General features: G+C 70.1%; 11 protein-coding genes. 4 read left to right on the forward strand and 7 right to left on the reverse strand.

Going from position 1 to position 16,624, the window contains the following annotated elements:
• Positions 1 to 211: 211 nt before the first annotated feature.
• Positions 212 to 955: a class I SAM-dependent methyltransferase gene (locus BIV25_RS38780; RefSeq protein ID WP_071377246.1), complete on the reverse strand. Its 744-nt coding sequence runs from the start codon at positions 953 to 955 to the stop codon at positions 212 to 214.
• 1,463 nt (positions 956 to 2,418) lie between these two features.
• Between BIV25_RS38780 and BIV25_RS51690 the strand changes: the two genes are divergently transcribed.
• Both BIV25_RS51690 and BIV25_RS38785 read left to right on the forward strand, forming a co-directional pair.
• Complete coding sequence (locus BIV25_RS51690; protein WP_177235566.1) at positions 2,419 to 2,562, forward strand: hypothetical protein; 144 nt, start codon at positions 2,419 to 2,421, stop codon at positions 2,560 to 2,562.
• Between the two features lie 339 nt (positions 2,563 to 2,901).
• Positions 2,902 to 6,519: a hydantoinase B/oxoprolinase family protein gene (locus BIV25_RS38785; RefSeq protein WP_071377247.1), complete on the forward strand. Its 3,618-nt coding sequence runs from the start codon at positions 2,902 to 2,904 to the stop codon at positions 6,517 to 6,519.
• 918 nt (positions 6,520 to 7,437) lie between these two features.
• Here BIV25_RS38785 and BIV25_RS38795 read toward each other — a convergent pair.
• From BIV25_RS38795 to BIV25_RS54770, 3 genes are all read right to left on the reverse strand, one after another.
• Entirely contained in the window at positions 7,438 to 7,719 is a 282-nt protein-coding gene (locus BIV25_RS38795; RefSeq protein WP_071377249.1) for a hypothetical protein, read from the reverse strand.
• Positions 7,720 to 7,827: 108 nt separating this feature from the next.
• Positions 7,828 to 8,388: a cysteine hydrolase family protein gene (locus BIV25_RS38800; protein WP_071377250.1), complete on the reverse strand. Its 561-nt coding sequence runs from the start codon at positions 8,386 to 8,388 to the stop codon at positions 7,828 to 7,830.
• Positions 8,389 to 9,353: 965 nt separating this feature from the next.
• Positions 9,354 to 9,878 carry a transposase gene (locus tag BIV25_RS54770; RefSeq protein ID WP_177235567.1) on the reverse strand — a complete coding sequence of 175 codons (525 nt, stop codon included), beginning with the start codon at positions 9,876 to 9,878 and terminating at the stop codon, positions 9,354 to 9,356.
• Positions 9,879 to 10,106: 228 nt separating this feature from the next.
• On the opposite strand from BIV25_RS54770, the gene BIV25_RS38805 reads away from it, so the two are divergent.
• Both BIV25_RS38805 and BIV25_RS38810 read left to right on the forward strand, forming a co-directional pair.
• Positions 10,107 to 12,467 (forward strand): MFS transporter, encoded by a 2,361-nt coding sequence (locus BIV25_RS38805; protein WP_071377251.1) that lies wholly within the window; start codon positions 10,107 to 10,109, stop codon positions 12,465 to 12,467.
• A gap of 459 nt (positions 12,468 to 12,926) precedes the next feature.
• On the forward strand, positions 12,927 to 13,436 hold the full coding sequence (locus BIV25_RS38810; protein ID WP_177235568.1) for a phosphotransferase: 510 nt from the start codon (positions 12,927 to 12,929) through the stop codon (positions 13,434 to 13,436).
• 185 nt (positions 13,437 to 13,621) lie between these two features.
• On the opposite strand, the gene BIV25_RS50590 is transcribed toward BIV25_RS38810, so the two are convergent.
• From BIV25_RS50590 to BIV25_RS38815, 3 genes are all read right to left on the reverse strand, one after another.
• Positions 13,622 to 13,807 (reverse strand): hypothetical protein, encoded by a 186-nt coding sequence (locus tag BIV25_RS50590; protein WP_143076783.1) that lies wholly within the window; start codon positions 13,805 to 13,807, stop codon positions 13,622 to 13,624.
• Positions 13,808 to 13,909: 102 nt separating this feature from the next.
• Entirely contained in the window at positions 13,910 to 14,053 is a 144-nt protein-coding gene (locus tag BIV25_RS51695; RefSeq protein WP_177235569.1) for a hypothetical protein, read from the reverse strand.
• A gap of 336 nt (positions 14,054 to 14,389) precedes the next feature.
• On the reverse strand, positions 14,390 to 15,568 hold the full coding sequence (locus BIV25_RS38815; RefSeq protein ID WP_071377253.1) for a serine hydrolase: 1,179 nt from the start codon (positions 15,566 to 15,568) through the stop codon (positions 14,390 to 14,392).
• Positions 15,569 to 16,624: the final 1,056 nt, after the last annotated feature.

Raw genomic sequence — 16,624 nt, forward strand, 5'->3', positions numbered from 1 at the left:
CGGACTGCCGGAAGGTAGGGAGCCCCGCTCGGCTCCTGTCCTGGTCGAGTGCCGGGTGCCGGGAGGGCCGACGACTCGTTGGGAACACGGCGCTGCCACGTGCACCGCGGGCCGGGACGAAACCTCTCCGCCGCGGCCCGCTCCATGCCAGCCTTCCCTACGACGGAGCGCGCGTCCAGGCACGTCAGGTGGGTCGGAACCGTGTTCGCCGTCAGGCGCGGCTGCGCAGCATCTCCAGCGGTGGGTGTGCGAGGAGGTCCGTCCAGAAGTCCGCGCCGAATTCGCGGATGCCTGCGTCGGACACCTGGAGCGGGACCCACTCCACATCCCTGAACCCAGCCGCCCGCAGGCACTCCTCGTAGACCTCGCGGCGCGGGGCGGAGGCGACGATGGTGATCGGCTCCGGGTCGAGGAGAGCGGTGACCCGCACCTGCGGCCCTGTCTCGCTCTCCTCGCCCGTCGGTTCGCAGCGGAACCCGTACTTGTCCAGCGAGGGGCAGTCGAAGCGGTAGTCGGGTTTCTGAGCGAGCAGGAAGAACTCTCCGCCTGGCATCAGGTTCCGGTGGATGTTGCGACACATCCGTTCCATCGCGGCGATGTCCTCGGCGTAGTTGAGGCACTGCACGCCCGTCGCGATGTCGAAGTGCCGGTCGAGGGCCCGCAGTTCGGCCACGTCGCCGACCTCGTATCGCACACCCAGCAGATCGCGCTGTTCGATCTCCCGCGCGGCGTCGATCATTCCGACGGAGATGTCGACACCGAGGACGTCCGTGGCACCACGCCGCTTGAACTCCCTGCTGTAGAAACCGGTGCCGCACGCCAGGTCGAGAACCGACTTGCCGCTCACGTTGCCAACCGTGCCCAGGAAGCTCGGTACCTCCCCGTAACGTATCAGTGGCAGGGACTTGAATCCCTCGAATGCTTCGCCGATCTTGTCGTACTGCTGCACGCTCACGTGGCGCCCCCTGTTGTGCTTCGTCTGTTCGTGGCCGCGCCGGCCCAGCGGATTCGGTGGTTCGCCGGGGCGCGGTCGTGGCAGAGAGTCTGCTCCCGTACCCTCAGGACGCCGTATTGGCAGATGGCACGAGAAGTCGACCGGGTGATCCTCGTATCGCCCAACGACCCGTCGCTGTCACATCGTCGGGAAAGACGTTCCTCCCGGACCGCCGCCGGGCCGAACTGCGGGGCGGGCGGACGCATGGGATACGGTGACTGTGGAGTCCTTGCACAGGGCTCGAATCCGACTGTTCACCGGTGACGTGACGGTGCATTACCAGGGTGTGGTGCATGATCTGGGTCGCAACCAACGAGATCCCGAGATGGTTGCCCGCGCCTCGTTCCGTGACGGGCACCGATGAGGCTCCCGCGAGCTGATTGGCCTGGCCCAGCGGCTGGGAACCGGCTTGTGCCTGCCGCCCGGAAGCACGCATACCCGTAGCCCCGTCAGACCTTCGGGTCGGAGGACGTGGAATCGCATCCCGACCCGACGCTGATGAACATGGACGCCTGTGGGCGCTACCTGGAGTTGGCCGGTCGGCCGTAGCGCACCCGCTGCCGCGTTGTTCCCATCATGCCGGGCAGCAGGCCGCGTGGTCGCGGCCAGGTGGTTGGCGGCACCGCCGAAGCGCTCACCATGTGGCTCGCTGGGCGCGGGAGGGTCGCCGATGAGCTCACTGTCCAGCAGGTTCGCCACGAGTGCGGCATCTTCGGCTGCTCCCCGTCGTACCCCGCGGATCAGGTCATACGCGTTGAGGTGAGCAAGGCACTCGATCGGGTGGTGGAGGCCCTCGCGGGGGTGGGTGAGGAAGAAGTAGCGGCTGCGCCGGCTGATGTCGGCGTTCATGGGCATCGGCTGACAGCCCCGAAGCGGAGCCCTTGGCACCGCCCTCAGGCGCCTGCAGGCTGCTCACTGCCCGCTGGTGGTGGACCCGGTCTTCGCAGTGCGCATCGCGTTCCGGATTGCCGGCGTCGGCACCCTGGCCGAAAGCGTGACCCCCGATCTGGTCGCGCACCATCTCGGCACCGTCGTCGGCAACGCCGTCATGCCCGTCGGCCTGCTCCTCGCCTTCATCGTCGGCCTGGTCGGCATGGCTGCAGGCCGCGCCGCAACCGACGGGGCGGCCGAAGCCGTCCCAGCACCATGTGACGGACCTGTTGTGATCCGCACGGTCCTGAAGACGTCTGTTGCGCAACGAGCGCCCCCGCCGAATTCGCATCATGATCCGGCCTTCCGACATCACGGCGAATTGGATGGTGCGGCGGGCCGACGCGTACGTGTGCGGGCGGCGAGGAGACGTCGTCGTCAAAAGGCCAGGCGGTCGATACGGCAGACCCACACGAGTGGCACACGGTATGCCGGCGCGGGACTGCGGGAAGCGATGTCGGGACGCGTCCACCAGACTGGAAAGAACAGAATTCATGCGCCGTATTGCCGCTGCCGTCCTCGGAACCGTCGCGTTCCTCGCAATCCTTGCCACGCCTGCCAGCGCTGATGGCTGCTCGGGCATGACGCCCATGCTGCTCGGTGTCGGTATCGGCTGCTCTCCGATCTCGGCGCTCTGAACCGAAGCAGCACCAACAGCGAAGACAGCACGTCTCGCCCCGAGAACCGAGCACAGCGGGGGCAGGCTGCTCCGGCCCGATAGTGCGTGAACCTCTTGCCGAAAGTGACGGCGCTCTCCGCTCCGGGCTGCAGGATCCGCCGCAGCGTCAGCCGGTGCGCCGCGGGATGCGTGCCGCCGTCCCCTTCCAACGTGACCCGGACCAACCCGTCCCGGACAGTGTCCTCGCGTGTTCTCGGCGCTCAGGCTCGTGGTCCGGTGTGCGTCGGCTGGCGGGAATGCGCTCTCGGCCCTGTGTCGTCAGCCCTCGCGCCCGGTCGGCCGAGCGCACAATGAGTTCATGGCGGGTCACTGGCAGTTCTGGATCGATCGGGGCGGCACTTTCACCGATGTCGTGGCAGTGACGCCGGACTCCGGGGTGGTCAGCCGAAAGCTGCTTTCGGAGCGTCCGGAGGCGTACCGTGACGCGGCGGTCGCCGGGATCCGGCAGGTGTTGGAACTGGAGCCGGACGCGCCGATTCCGGCCGGGCGGATCGAGGTGGTGAAGATGGGCACCACCGTCGCCACCAACGCGCTGCTGACCCACACCGGAGAGCCGACCGTCCTCGTCACCACCCGGGGTTTCAGGGACGCCCTGCGCATCGCCTACCAGAACCGGCCGCGCATCTTCGACCGTCGCATCCTGCTCCCGCACGCCCTGTACGACCGGGTGATCGAGGTGGAGGAACGGATCGGCGCCCACGGTGAGCCGGTCCGGCCGCTCGACCTGGACGCCGCCCGCGAGACGCTGCGGGCAGCGTACGAAGACGGATTCCGCAGCGCCGCGGTCGTCTTCCTGCACGGCTATCGTCACCCTGATCATGAGGCCGCTGTCGCCGAGGCCGCTCGCGCGATCGGTTTTCCCCAGGTCAGCTGCTCGCACGAGGTGAGCCCGCTGATCAAGCTGGTGCCGCGCGGTGACACCACGGTGGTGGACGCCTACCTCTCCCCCATCCTGCGCCGTTATGTCGACCAAGTGGCGAACGAACTGCACGGCGTGCGGCTGATGTTCATGCAGTCCGGGGGCGGCCTGCGCGAGGCCGGGCACTTCCGGGGCAAGGATGCCGTGCTGTCCGGTCCGGCTGGCGGCGTCGTCGGCATGGCGCGGGCCGCGGGCCGGGCCGGTCACGGCCGCGCGATCGGGTTCGACATGGGCGGGACCTCCACCGACGTCTCCCACTTCGCGGGCGAGATCGAGCGCGTGCTGGGCACGCAGGTGGCGGGGGTGCGGATGACCGCGCCGATGACCGACATCCACACCGTCGCCGCGGGTGGCGGCTCGATCCTGCGTTTCGACGGCATGCGCTACCGAGTCGGGCCCGACTCGGCCGGTGCCGACCCCGGCCCTGTCTGCTACCGGCGTGGCGGGCCGCTGACCGTCACCGACGCCAACGTCATGCTCGGCCGCATCCAACCCGCCTTCTTCCCACGGGTGTTCGGCGAGACGGGCGACCAGGCGCTGGACGACGAGGCGGTCCGCGCACGCTTCGCCGACCTGGCCGAGCAGACGGCGACCGCGACCGGGGAGCGCCGCAGTCCGCAGGAGGTCGCGGCGGGCTTCCTCGACATCGCCGTCCTCAACATCGCGGGCGCCGTCAAGAAGATCTCCGTCCAACGCGGCAGGGACATCACCCGCTACGCGCTCGTCGGCTTTGGCGGTGCGGGCGGCCAGGTGGCGTGCGCGGTCGCCGACCGGCTCGGCATCGACACCGTCCTCATTCCGCCGCTGGCGGGGGTGCTGTCCGCGTACGGCATCGGCATGGCGGACGCGGTCGCGCTGCGCGAACGCTCCGTCGAGGCCCCGCTCGACGCACCGGAGACGGCCGCGCGCATCACGGCCGTACGTGCCGAGTTGGAGGAGCAGGCCCGCGCACAACTGCGCGAGGACGGAGTGCCGCGAGAGACGGTGCGCACCACCGTCCGTGCGCTGCTGCGCTACGAGGGCACCGACTTCGCCCTGCCCGTCGCGCTGGATTCCGCCGACCGGATGCGGGCCGCCTTCGAGCACGAACACCATGACCGTTACGGCTTCACCATGAACAAACCCCTCGTCGTCGAGACCGTCGCGGCCGAAGCAACCGGTTCTTCCGGCCCGCTCACCACCGACACCGTGACCGCCGCGCCCCCACGGCACGGCCCGCTGCGCCCGACCGCCACGGTGGAGATGTTCGTACAGGGCCGCAGTCAGCCCACCCGCCTGTTCCGCCGCGAGGACATCCGCCCCGGCGACGCCGTCGAGGGCCCGGCGATCGTCGCCGAACCGGACGCCACCAGCGTCGTCGACCCCGACTGGCGGGCCACCGCCGACACCCACGGCAACCTCGTCCTGGCCCGCTCCGGGCCCCGCCCGTCCCGCGTCGCGGTCGGCACCAGCGTCGACCCGGTGCTGCTGGAGGTCTTCAACAACCTCTTCATGTCCGTCGCCGAGCAGATGGGCGTCCGGCTGCAGAGCACCGCCCACTCCGTCAACATCAAGGAGCGCCTCGACTTCTCCTGCGCCCTGTTCGACCCGGAGGGCAACCTCATCGCCAACGCGCCCCACATCCCCGTACACCTGGGGTCGATGGGCGAGTCCATCAAGGAGGTGCTGCGCCGCAACACCGGAACGCTGCGGCCCGGCGACGTCTACGCCATCAACGACCCCTACCACGGCGGCACCCACCTGCCCGACATCACCGTCGTCACCCCGGTCTTCGACGAGGCGGGTGAGCGGCTGCTCTTCCTCGTCGCCTCACGCGGCCACCACGCCGAGATCGGCGGCATCAGCCCCGGTTCCATGCCCGCCTTCAGCACCACCGTCGACGAGGAGGGCGTCCTGTTCGACAACTGGCTGCTGGTGCGCGACGGCCGGTTCCGCGAGACCGAGACCCGTAACCTGCTGACGGGTGCCCGCTACCCGTCACGCGCCCCCGACACCAACCTCGCCGACCTGCGCGCCCAGATCTCCGCCAACAACAAGGGCATCCGCGAACTGCGCGCGATGATCGACCAGTTCGGGCTCGACGTCGTCCACGCCTACATGCGGCACGTCCAGGACAACGCCGAGGAATCGGTGCGCCGCATCATCGCCACCCTCCACGACGGCGAGCACCGCTACGAGACGGACAGCGGCGCCGTCATCCAGGTCACCCTGCGTGTCGACCGCGAAACCCGCAGCGCCGTACTGGACTTCACCGGAACCTCACCCCAGCAGCCCGGCAACACCAACGCCCCCACCTCCGTCGTCATGGCGGCCGTGCTGTACGTCTTCCGTACCCTGGTCGCCGACGACATCCCCCTCAACAGCGGCTGCCTGAAACCTCTCGATGTGCGCGTGCCCGCCGGTTCCATGCTCTCTCCTGCCTACCCGGCCGCGACGGTCGCCGGGAACGTCGAGACCTCCCAGGCCGTCACCGGCGCCCTCTACGCCGTGCTGGGCATCCAGGCCGAGGGCTCCGGCACCATGAACAACGTCTCCTTCGGCAACGACCACGTCCAGTACTACGAGACCATCGCCTCCGGCTCCGGCGCAGGCGACGGCTTCGACGGCGCGGACGCCGTACAGACACACATGACCAACTCCCGCCTCACCGATCCCGAGATCCTGGAATGGCGCTACCCGGTACGGGTGGAGGAGTTCCGCATCCGCGAAGGCAGCGGAGGCGCCGGGCGCTGGCACGGCGGATGCGGCGTCGAACGCCGTATCCGCTTCCTGGAACCGATGACCCTCGCGGTCGTCTCCGGACACCGCCGCGTCCCGCCCTACGGCATGTCCGGCGGCCACCCCGGCGCACTCGGCGAGAACCTCGTCCAGCGCACCGACGGCACCGTCACGCCACTGCGCGGCTGCGACACGGCAGACGTCACCGCAGGAGACGTGCTCGTCATGCGCACCCCCGGCGGAGGTGGTTACGGCCGCGCCTCGTCTCCACCCGTGTAGGCCACTTCTTCCAGTTGCCGCTCCGCAGGGCACCCGCGTGCGACTCCAGCAGCATGCCCAGTGGCGGGAAAGCCTCGCACGGCGTATCCGTAGCACTGCCCCTCGAAGTCCCGGATGACCGGCACCCACGAAACCCCCAATACCCCATCAGCAGGCCGGTCGCTTCTTCAGATTGCCGCCACTGGGCCTGCACCTCACCCTTGATGTCCCCGTCCGTTGCCGGCCCCGCAGCGCCGCACTCCCCAACAGCACGCGCCTTGGCCTCTCGTTTTGACAAGGTGGTGTCGAAGCGTATCGGGTCCTCTCCCCGTGTCCGCGCAGACGGCGGCGGTCGTTCGGTGCTCGCCCGAACCGGGGCCCCGCTGTTGGTGGAGACAGTCCGCAAGACGCTGTGGATCTCCCGGTGTCCGCACCCCTTGCGCCATGACGCGAGGACTGGAAGAGGACCTGCGGTCACCACCCGCTGGCGGGGTTCGACCAGGCCATGGTGGGTCCGGAGAACCGGTGGCGGGCCTGCCGGGATGACCATCATCGACGCCGACAGCGACCGCCTGGCCCTCCGGTCGAAGGGGATCCGGCTGATCGTCTGCAAGGAACGCCCCCGTCCCGGCGCCCAGTTGCGTTTCACGGACACCGACGGGATGCGGTCGGCCTGCTTCGCCGCCGGCACACAAGAACACCCCGATCGCCGAGCTGGAACTGCCTCACCGCTGACGGTCACCCCTGTATGTGGCCGCCGCCGGCCTGGTGGTCCTCGTCCTCGCCTCGCTGGGCGCGGAACCGGGCGCGGCCACGGTCGGCGCGGGGCGACGGGGCCGTGGAGAGGCCGGCGGAGGGGCTGGCGTACCTGCTGCGCCGAATGCCGCTGACCTGCAACTCGGGGTGGTGGAGCGGGTGAGTTGGCGGGTAACGCCACATCTACGTGGCGGAACGTCGTGGCCGCTCCCCCGGATTCCAGCCGGAGCCACCGGGGGCCTGATCACCGGGCAGTCCCTTGACGCCGGCCGACCTGCGCGGGGTCGCGGTGTGGATGAGGCGGCGGAGTGCCCCAGGACAGACCTCGCGGTCGACCACGGCAGGCAAGGCGGCGGCGAGGCGTCCGGGCAGCACCGGGAACTCCTCCGTACCGATCGCCGGCCTGGCCCGGCGCCCGCCGACCGCGAGGTACGACGACACGACCGCCTCGGTGGAGTCATCCACGAGCAAGGCCGACCCGCCGGCGACATGGCGGTGACACCCAGCGACACTTCGTGCGAGATGGCCGACCGCCGCGCGCATCCCGACCTTGCCCCGGCCAGCCGGCTGACGCTACTGAGGTGCGATCGTCTTGAGCCAGTCCTCGACTGCGACGACATCCGCCCACTGCGGGAACAACCGCTCGACAAGGACTCGGTGCATCTCCGGGTCGGTGTCCAGACAGGCGTCGGAGAGAACGGTGAGGCCGAAGTCCAGGTCGTTCGCCTGGCACAGGGTGTATAGCACCACAGCGCTGGTGGCGATGCCGGTGAGCACGAGGCTGTCGATACCACGGGCCCTCAGCAGCATGTCGAGATCGCTACCCGAGAACGCGCTCGCTCGTCTCTTGGTCACCACCACGTCGCCCGGCCGGGGCGCGACCTCGGGGTGGATCTCTGTGCCCGGGGCGCCCTCGACGCAGAGGCCCGCCCGTGCGATGGCGGCAAGCGCCCTGTTGTGCGTGCCGACTTCCGGGAACCCAGGACGTAACGCGATCACCACGTAGACCACGGGTATGTTCGCCGCCCGAGCCCCGTCGATCGCCTTGCGCAGGCGTGTCAGGTATCCGGAGCCGTCGTCGGCGATGTCCACGATGGCCTGTTGGACGTCCATCACGAGAATGGCGCTGCTCATGTCGTCTCCAGAAACGAGGTCGGGGCGGCGTTGGTACGGGAACAGCTCTCCGTGTTCGATTGCCACGGACGCGACTGCCGAACACGGAGCCTAGTATTGCAACGGTGCTTGCCGTAGCTGATGGCCAGCTCCGGGACGCCGTCTCTCCTCCTTGCGGCGGTGTGGGACGACCAAACCGGAGCTCACCGGTGCCTTGGCAGCGGGCCACGATGGTCGATGATCTGGTCGGCCGCGGACTTCGAGACGCCGAACAGGCCTGTTCGCACCGCTGATGGCCGCCGCCGTCCATGACCCTGGCCCCAGCTTCTGCCGTTGGTTCATCGAGCCTGCCCCCTACGCATTCGGGCGCAGGCGAGTCGCGACGGCACTGCTCGACTACACGCGGACGGGTGCGGACGCGGACCAGGCGGCCGCCAAACGGACCTGGTACTACGCCACTTGTCGCTGCGTGCCGACCGGTCGCGGGCATACGCGCCCGTTGGGAGCCGCGATCCGGCTCTCGACGAGCCGCACGACGTAGCGGACAAGTGGCTGAGGTACGCGGCTTCCCGACGGCCGCGTCGTGCCCGGCCCGGACCCAGTGTGCGGCCGGCGCGTCCGCCATGCTGCCCGTGCCCAGTACGCCGATTCTCATCGGGCAATTCCTCTTGGTACGTGACGACCGGCACTTTCCGTCTCCGACTGTCACGCCCGCCTGGCCTTCGGCCTCCTGTCCAACACCTGGAACGCCGTCGTGCTGAACGCCACACCACGCGTTGAATACCGACTCACCGCCGTCGGGCGGACTTACCCGACGCCCATCGCCGCTCTTCATGGATGTCGTCGCGGATCTCCCAACGGATCAACAGGCGGCGAAATCAGTGCAGATGGGCGAAGGCGCGTTCGGTGGCCCAGCGTCGGTGCCGAGTACCCGGAGCCGTGTTCGGCTCCCCGGCGGACGACCGGAGGCCTCACACCGGGATCCTCTACCAGCCGACGGGCTTGTGATGGTCGTAGCCGCGGTCGGCCGGCACCGCGTCCGGGTTACGGCGAGATGGATGCCGGTACAGTCGGTGATCAGCTGACGCTCGCTGCCCGTCCTGCGCCGGGCGACGAGGTCGTCCGGTCTTGGCTCCACACGTTTTGGCTCCCCCAGTTGACGCCCGGACGCGGGAACCGTCGACGGCTGCACGGAGAAGTCCAGGGCGTTCGCGCTGCGGGGCTTGGCAGAAGGAGTTCGTGGAGCTGGGGCCCCTCCCCGGCCCGGCCTCGGTCCGTTCGGCCAGGCGGCGCCGACAGGTCCTGTCCGAGGCAAGGGCGAGTTCTCGGTGCAGGTGTTCCCAGGACAGCCCGGTGTGCAGCACGAACAGGATGCCCTGGAACACCAGCCGATGCGGATACCGCTTGCGTCCCGCGCGCACGCGCTTCGACTGCGGTCGAAGTCCTCCGCGCCGAGCGGCGGAGAGGCTGTAGCGGTGGGGGCCGCCGGCCTCCTCTGTCAGAACGACCACCGCGACCGACGACCTCAACCTGTGACCTGCCCCACAGTTGACCGGGCCACTTGATCGAAACGATTGAGTTTCGCTGCAAGATTACCTATCTTGCTGTACGAAACCGTTTCGGACCGGTGGCGGGGGTGGGCCATGACGGCCACACGCCACACACCCCCGATGGACACTGTCCTCCTGCCGGTGCGGTCGCACATCTGAACAATCCGAGCCCCGTGAGGGAGTTCCGCCTTGGAAGCCATCCCGGTCGCCACCGCCCAGGCCGGGCCGTCCGGCCAGACCCATGCCCCGCCGAAGCACCGATGGTGGGCGCTGGCCGTGATCGGCCTCGCCCAGCTCATGGTCGTGCTCGACGCCACGATCGTGAACATCGCGCTGCCGTCCGCCCAGCAGGACCTCGGCTTCGACAACAACGGACGGCAGTGGATCGTCACCGCCTATTCCCTGGCCTTCGGCAGTCTGCTCCTGCTCGGCGGTCGACTCGCCGACCTCTTCGGCCGCAAGACAACCTTCATCATCGGCGTCGTCGGCTTCGCCACCGCCTCGGCGATCGGCGGCGCGGCCAACGGCTTCACCATGCTGGTCGTCGCGCGGGCGGTGCAGGGTCTGTTCGGCGCCCTGCTCGCACCGGCAGCGCTCTCCCTGCTGACCACGACCTTCACCGAACCACGGGAACGCGCCAAGGCGTTCGGCATATTCGGCGCTGTCGCGGGCTCCGGCGCCGCCGTCGGCCTGGTCCTCGGTGGCCTGCTCACCGAGTACCTGAACTGGCGCTGGACGCTGTACGTCAACGACGTCATCGCGGTCCCCGCGCTGATCGGCGCGATCGTCTTCCTCGGCCGCTCGGTCCCGGCCGAGCGGCCGAAGCTGGACATCCTCGGAGCCGTACTCGTCTCCGGCGGCCTGTTCGGTATCGTCTACGGCTTCGCCAACGCGGAAACGCATCACTGGGGCAACTGGATGACCTGGGGCTTCCTCGCGGGAGGCGGCCTCCTGCTGGTGGCGTTCTTCCTCTGGCAGACCCGTGCGAAGCACCCCGTTCTGCCCCTGCGCGTCCTCGCCGATCGCGACCGGGCCGCCGCCCTGTCGACCATCCTCATCTCCTCCGCCGGAATGTTCGGCGTCTTCCTCTTCCTCACCTACTACCTCCAGTCGACGCTGGGCTACTCACCGGTCAAGAACGGCGTGGCCTTCCTGCCCATGGTCGGCGCGTTGATGGTGATGGCGCAGCTGTCGACCAACTGGCTGGTGCCGAAGATCGGCCCCAAGATCATCGTGCCCGGCGGCATGCTGCTGGCCACAGGCGGCATGGTCTGGCTGACCCGCCTCGATCTGAACAGCGGCTACGCGGCGCACGTGCTCCCACCGCTGCTGCTCCTGGGCGCGGGGCTCGGTATGTCGATGCCCGCGGCGATGAGCTACGCCACCCTGGGCGTGCAGGCGAGTGATCAGGGCGTGGCCTCGGCGGCCCTCAACACCACACAGCAGGTGGGCGGTTCGATCAGCACGGCGCTGTTGAACACGCTGGCCGCCACCGCGGCCACCAACTATGCCAAGGACCACTTGTCCGACCCGCTCGTCAAGGCGAATGCGGCACTGCACAGCTACGAGGTCGCCTACTGGTGGTCGGCAGGCTTCTTCGCCTTCGCTGTGATCGTCACGGCACTGCTGTTCCGTACGAAGAAGAGCACAAGGGCGTCAGTGAATGAGTCGGAAGCGGCGGTCGGGGCGCCGGCCGAGGCGCCGGCATCGAGCGCGTCCGCCGAGACCGGTGTACGGACCGCTCCCCAGGCCGCGCTTCCCGCCGTCGGTGCCTCCCGTGCGGGCGCGAGCCGTGTGGCCGTCGTCCGCGGACAGGTTCGGGACGGCGCGGGCGTACCCGTACCGCGCGCCGCGATCACCCTGTTGGACACATCAGGCCACCAGCTGGCCCGCGCCCTCTCCCGCGAGGACGGCTCGTACGCCGTGGACACCTCCGAGCGCGGCAGCCTGGTCCTCATCGGCTCGGCGGCCGGTCACCGGCCCCAGGTCGTCACGCTGAACATGAACAACGCACCCGTCACCCACGACCTCGTGCTCCGGCCCAGCCCAGCCGGCCTGGCCGGCACGGTGCGCGGCGGGGACGCCGAAGTCCTGCCCGGCGCACTGGTGGTGGTCACCGACCAGCACGGTGAGGTGACGGCATCCGCCACCACCGGAACGGACGGTGGTTACCTGATCGGCGACCTCCTGCCCGGCGACTACACGCTCAGCGTCAGCGCACCCGGCCACCGCCCGTCCGCCGTGCCGGCCACCGTCTCCGCCGAGACCACCCGCTGCGACATCCGGCTCTCCGCCGCGGCGACCCTGCGCGGAGCAGTGCACACCCAGGACGGACGCCCGCTGGAGGACGCTCTGGTGACCCTGATCGACGCCGCAGGCAACGTCGTCGGGACACGTACCACGAGCGTCGACGGGAGCTACTCCTTCGCCGACCTCGCAAGTGAGCAGTACACCGTCATCGCCACCGGCTACCCGCCGGTGGCCGCCCACGTCACGCTGGAAGGCAACCAGGGCGGAGTCGACATATCGCTGGGCCACAAGGAGGCATAGCCCGCCTGGCACACCAGAGGCGTCGGCACCCGAGATCTCCAGGGCGCCTACGCCTCTCGTGATGCCGTGGCCCGGTCAGCTGGGGCAGTGAGGGCGGCGGGGACATGGGCACTGCCGCCCTCTGTGGCCCCAAAGGGTGCCAGGGGCGGCCGATGCTGACGGGGTGGAACATGAACCACCGAGGCGTCCGCAGGAGGTCGCGCCTACGGCCGGGGGGATGACGAAGGGCGTCGTACGCCGCGGCGGACGGGTGCCGAGACCGTTGGGACCGTGGTCACCGGCCGTGCACGCGTACCTGGGGCACCTGGAGTCCGCCGGGTTCGCCGGCGCGCCTCGCTTCCACGGTGTCGAGGGCGAGCGCGAGGTTCTCTCCTTCATCAAGGCCGAGGCGGCCGTCGACACGGACGGCAGCCCGGGCACGGGCACCGTCTGCCGTCCCATGCCCGAACCGAGGCTGCCTTGGTCGCTGCTGCCGCATTGGTGCGGCAGCTCCACGAGGCTGCCCGCGGCTACGTGCCCGCCCATACCGAGTTCCGATTCCACCCGTATCCGCCACGCGTCGGGGAGATCGACTCGCACGGTGACCTCGGCCCGTGGAACACGGTGTACCGAAACGGCCTGCCGGTGGCGTTCATCGACTGGGATGCCGCCGGACCGATCGATCCCCTGCTCGACCTCGCCGCGGCAGCATGGGCATTCGTCCCTCTCGCCCCGCCCGAGCAGCTTCGCGAGGCGGGGTTCAGCCCCGTTCCCGATGTCCCGGCCCGGCTGCGGCTGTTCGTGGACGCCTACGGCCTCGGCGACCGGCACACCATTCTGCCCGCCCTGCACCGCTGCAAGCTGCTGGCGGTCGAACGCATCAATTACCACCCGATCAACATCGCGGGGGCAGCCGACGCCCTTGAACACCACGCCCGCGAACTGCGCTGGCTGCACGCCGCGGCCCCCGCAATCGGCCGCGCGCTGTGACCCCGGCCCCGGCGCCCTCTCCAGGAGGACACAGGCCGGCCGAGCCGTTCATCGGGACTCGCTGATCGAGCCTCGTCCCCGACCGGACGTGAGGCCACCGAGCGTCCAGCGCGGATGCCGGTGTCTGTACCGAAGTCGCGGCGGTTGATCAGCGCGGTCGCGGAAGAGCCGGTCCGCCGGCCGCCCTACCGGCCCAGACCGAGCCGGTTCGCCTCGAAGGTCATCAATGCCTGCCGCGTGACGCCGTGCGGCATCAGTTCACCGCCGACGGCCCAGGCGTCGCCGGTGCTGCGGTGCCGGTCGAGCGGTAGTTCATGGTGGAGTACGTCCCGGCCTTGAGGAAGCCGGCGGTGCGGAGGTGGTTGTCGCACGTGTCATCGATGGTGTCGCTGGACGCGCGTCGGAGTGTGTCGGGGCCGTCTTCCATGTGCCGGTCAGGTGCGCCACGTCGTCGCGCACGGTGAGCGTCAGATCTAGGAGCAGCGGACGGCCTCGGGTGCGGGGATCTCGGTGCGGGCCCTGAGCAGCGCCCCGCCGGTGTCGCCGGGTACGGGCGTGGTGTGCCGGGGCGGGCGGACGGGTCGGGCAGGACCGCGTGGCCGGTCTTCGCGTGCCACCGGGCCAGGGGGATCTCGTCGGGAAGGTCTGGGTGTTCGGGACGAGGCGGGCGGGCAGCCGGGACGGCAGTCGGCCGAGCGAGGACTCGCCGTCGGCGGCGGGCTGTACGGCCGCCTCGCTGCGTCGCCGATGCCGCGGGTTCGTGTGGCGTGCAGCAGGTGGCGGCCGTACCGGCACCGCCCGCTGATCCGGCTCGGCCGGCTGATGAACTGCTCCAGCGCGTCCTGAACGAGTACGGGCCGATCAATTGCGGGCGGTCCGGTCCGCAGACCGCTGCGGACCGATGGGGCCGGCCAAGGCTTCGACGGCGCAGTCGCGTGATGCCGACCGGCGCTTCAGCTCCGGTCCGCGCACAGCGCATGATCGGTGAGGGTCTGAACCGCCTTGTTCAGCCGGTCCTCGTCGACGAGCGCGGTGGTGGACGTCACCGACACGGCCACCGCCCGCCGGCCGTCCGCGCCTACCGCAGGCCGTCCGTACACGCCGAGGCCGTCGCCCTCGTGCATGTAGGAGACACCCCCACAGGTGAGCGGCACGACCCGCAGCCCGAGGCCGTATCCGCCCTGCTTGCCCGCGGGCGGTACCGGCAGGTCGTCGTAGGGGACCGTCTGTCGCATCAGCGCCCACTGCGTGGCGGGCAGGAGCCGCCCGGTGGCCAGGGCACGGAAGAACGCGTCGAGGTCGGCCGGGCTGCTCACCACCCCGGAATCCGCCGTGTGCTGATAGCTCTCCTCGGTGAGGTCCACCAGGTCGCCCCCGGGCCCGTCGACGGTCACCCGCTCGTGCGGGCCGATCAGATACGGGTTCTCGCCGGGAATGTAGGTGTGCCGCAGGCCGAGCGGGGCGATGATCCGGTGCTCCACCAGCTCCCGCCAGTCCGCACCCCCCGCCTTTTCCGCGATCATCGCTGCCAGCAGGTAGTCGGTGTTCGAGTACGCCCACCGCCGGGGCGAACCGGGGGGCGACGGGGTGAAGAGCGGGGCATGCCGCATGGCGATCGCGACGAGGCGGGACGGCGGGGTGGCGTCGTACCGGTTCTCGTCGAAATGGTTCACCAGCTTGTCCTGTACGCCGGGGTCGGTGATGTAGTCGTAGATCCCGCTGGTGTGCTGCAGCAGGTCACGCACGGTGATCCGTGAGCCGTCATTCCCGTGTCCACGCACCACCCCGGGCAGCCACCGTTCCACCGTGTCGTCCAGCGAAAGCCGCCCCTGCGCGGCCAGTTGGAGCACCACCACTGCCGTGAACGTCTTGGTGGTGCTTGCCACCCGGAACTCCGGGTCCCATGGCACGGGCGCCTTCGAACCCACGCCCGCGCTCCCGTAGCGAGCTCGCAGCACGGCACCGCCCGGCCCGTCCACCCGTGCCACCACGTTCGCATCACCGCCGGCGGCGGCCCTCACCACCGCCAGATCCCGCCTCAGGTCCCCCGCTGAGTAGCCGCCATCCGCCGGGTGTGCTCCGGCGGGCGCCGTGCCCGCCCCTCCCGCCGTGCACGCCATCAGTGCCGCCATGCACGCCACGAGCGCCGTACGTTTCCCCGCCACGCTGTCACCTCTGTGCTCGGCCCGACTCTCTGCTGACCCGTGCCAGTCAACTCCCCGCCCCGCCTGCGAGCGATGGAGCTGGCACCCGGGCGCCCGGTGGGGCCGGCCCCCGGTTCTCGTTCACCAGCCGTCGATCGAAGACGTCGGCGGACATGTCCTGGTCGGCGACCGGCTCATGGAGATGGCGTACGCATGCTGCTCGGCACCGCCGGGTTCCGGCGCCGGGTGCGCCTGGAAGATGCCGAGGGTGTGGGCGTGGGTGTGGCGCGCATCGCCGGGGAAGGCGGGACGCCGGGGCGGACGTGCGGCGTGTCGGCCAGGCCCTGGGGCGGGCAGCCTGCCGGGGTGAGCGCGCCACGTGCCGCAGGGGCGGCGGCAGACATGCCCGTACCGACGGACTGGCGGATGGCTAAGGCCTCGCACCACCTCACCATGGACACGGGCGGACCGCCCGGCAGCGGCCCGGCCGACGCCGCGATGCCCGCCGTCGAGCCCCGGGGGGCCTGTTGGATCAGGACCACGGAACCATGCGCGATCAGCGCCGCGTCGAACCCTGCCAGCAGCCGGACGGTGACCAGGACAGCGGCACCGGGGACACGGACACGCGCGGTCGAGGACACCGGTCAGTGGGACCTCGCTCCCTCGCGCGGCACCCATCGTCTGACGGTCTTGGTATGGATCCGCGCTGACGATGCGCGTCCCGCGACGTCGGCCGCACCGGCCCGACGATCGAGGTAGGTGCCTTCGCTCGCCCGGGCGGCGGCCGCCTTCCCACACACCACCGCGGCAGGCGAACCGGCCGACCGCGTACAGCCGTTCGACTCGGTGACGGTGTTCGCCGCGTACGGCTCCGACCAGCCCGGCGCTCCGGGGCCTGGACAGGCGCACGCGGACAGCTTTCCCGGCCGGGGGCTCGTGAGGCCGGGGGCGCACCGCGCGCTGGGACGAACCGGCACACCACGGGGCCCAAGACCGGCTTGACCTGGCAAACAGGATTCGACGTAACCGGTCCACTAACACGGA

The sequence above is a fragment of the Streptomyces sp. MUSC 14 genome (assembly GCF_001866675.1).
In the GTDB taxonomy this organism is placed as follows: Bacteria; Actinomycetota; Actinomycetes; order Streptomycetales; family Streptomycetaceae; genus Streptomyces.

What these genes read in the sequence shown, in the direction of transcription:
- BIV25_RS38800 (WP_071377250.1), bottom strand. Translation starts at nt 8,388, where the DNA reads ATGAGCAGCGCCATTCTCGTGATGGACGTCCAACAGGCCATCGTGGAC.
- BIV25_RS38815 (WP_071377253.1), bottom strand. Translation starts at nt 15,568, where the DNA reads ATGGCGGCACTGATGGCGTGCACGGCGGGAGGGGCGGGCACGGCGCCC.
- BIV25_RS51690 (WP_177235566.1), top strand. Translation starts at nt 2,419, where the DNA reads ATGCGCCGTATTGCCGCTGCCGTCCTCGGAACCGTCGCGTTCCTCGCA.
- BIV25_RS38785 (WP_071377247.1), top strand. Translation starts at nt 2,902, where the DNA reads ATGGCGGGTCACTGGCAGTTCTGGATCGATCGGGGCGGCACTTTCACC.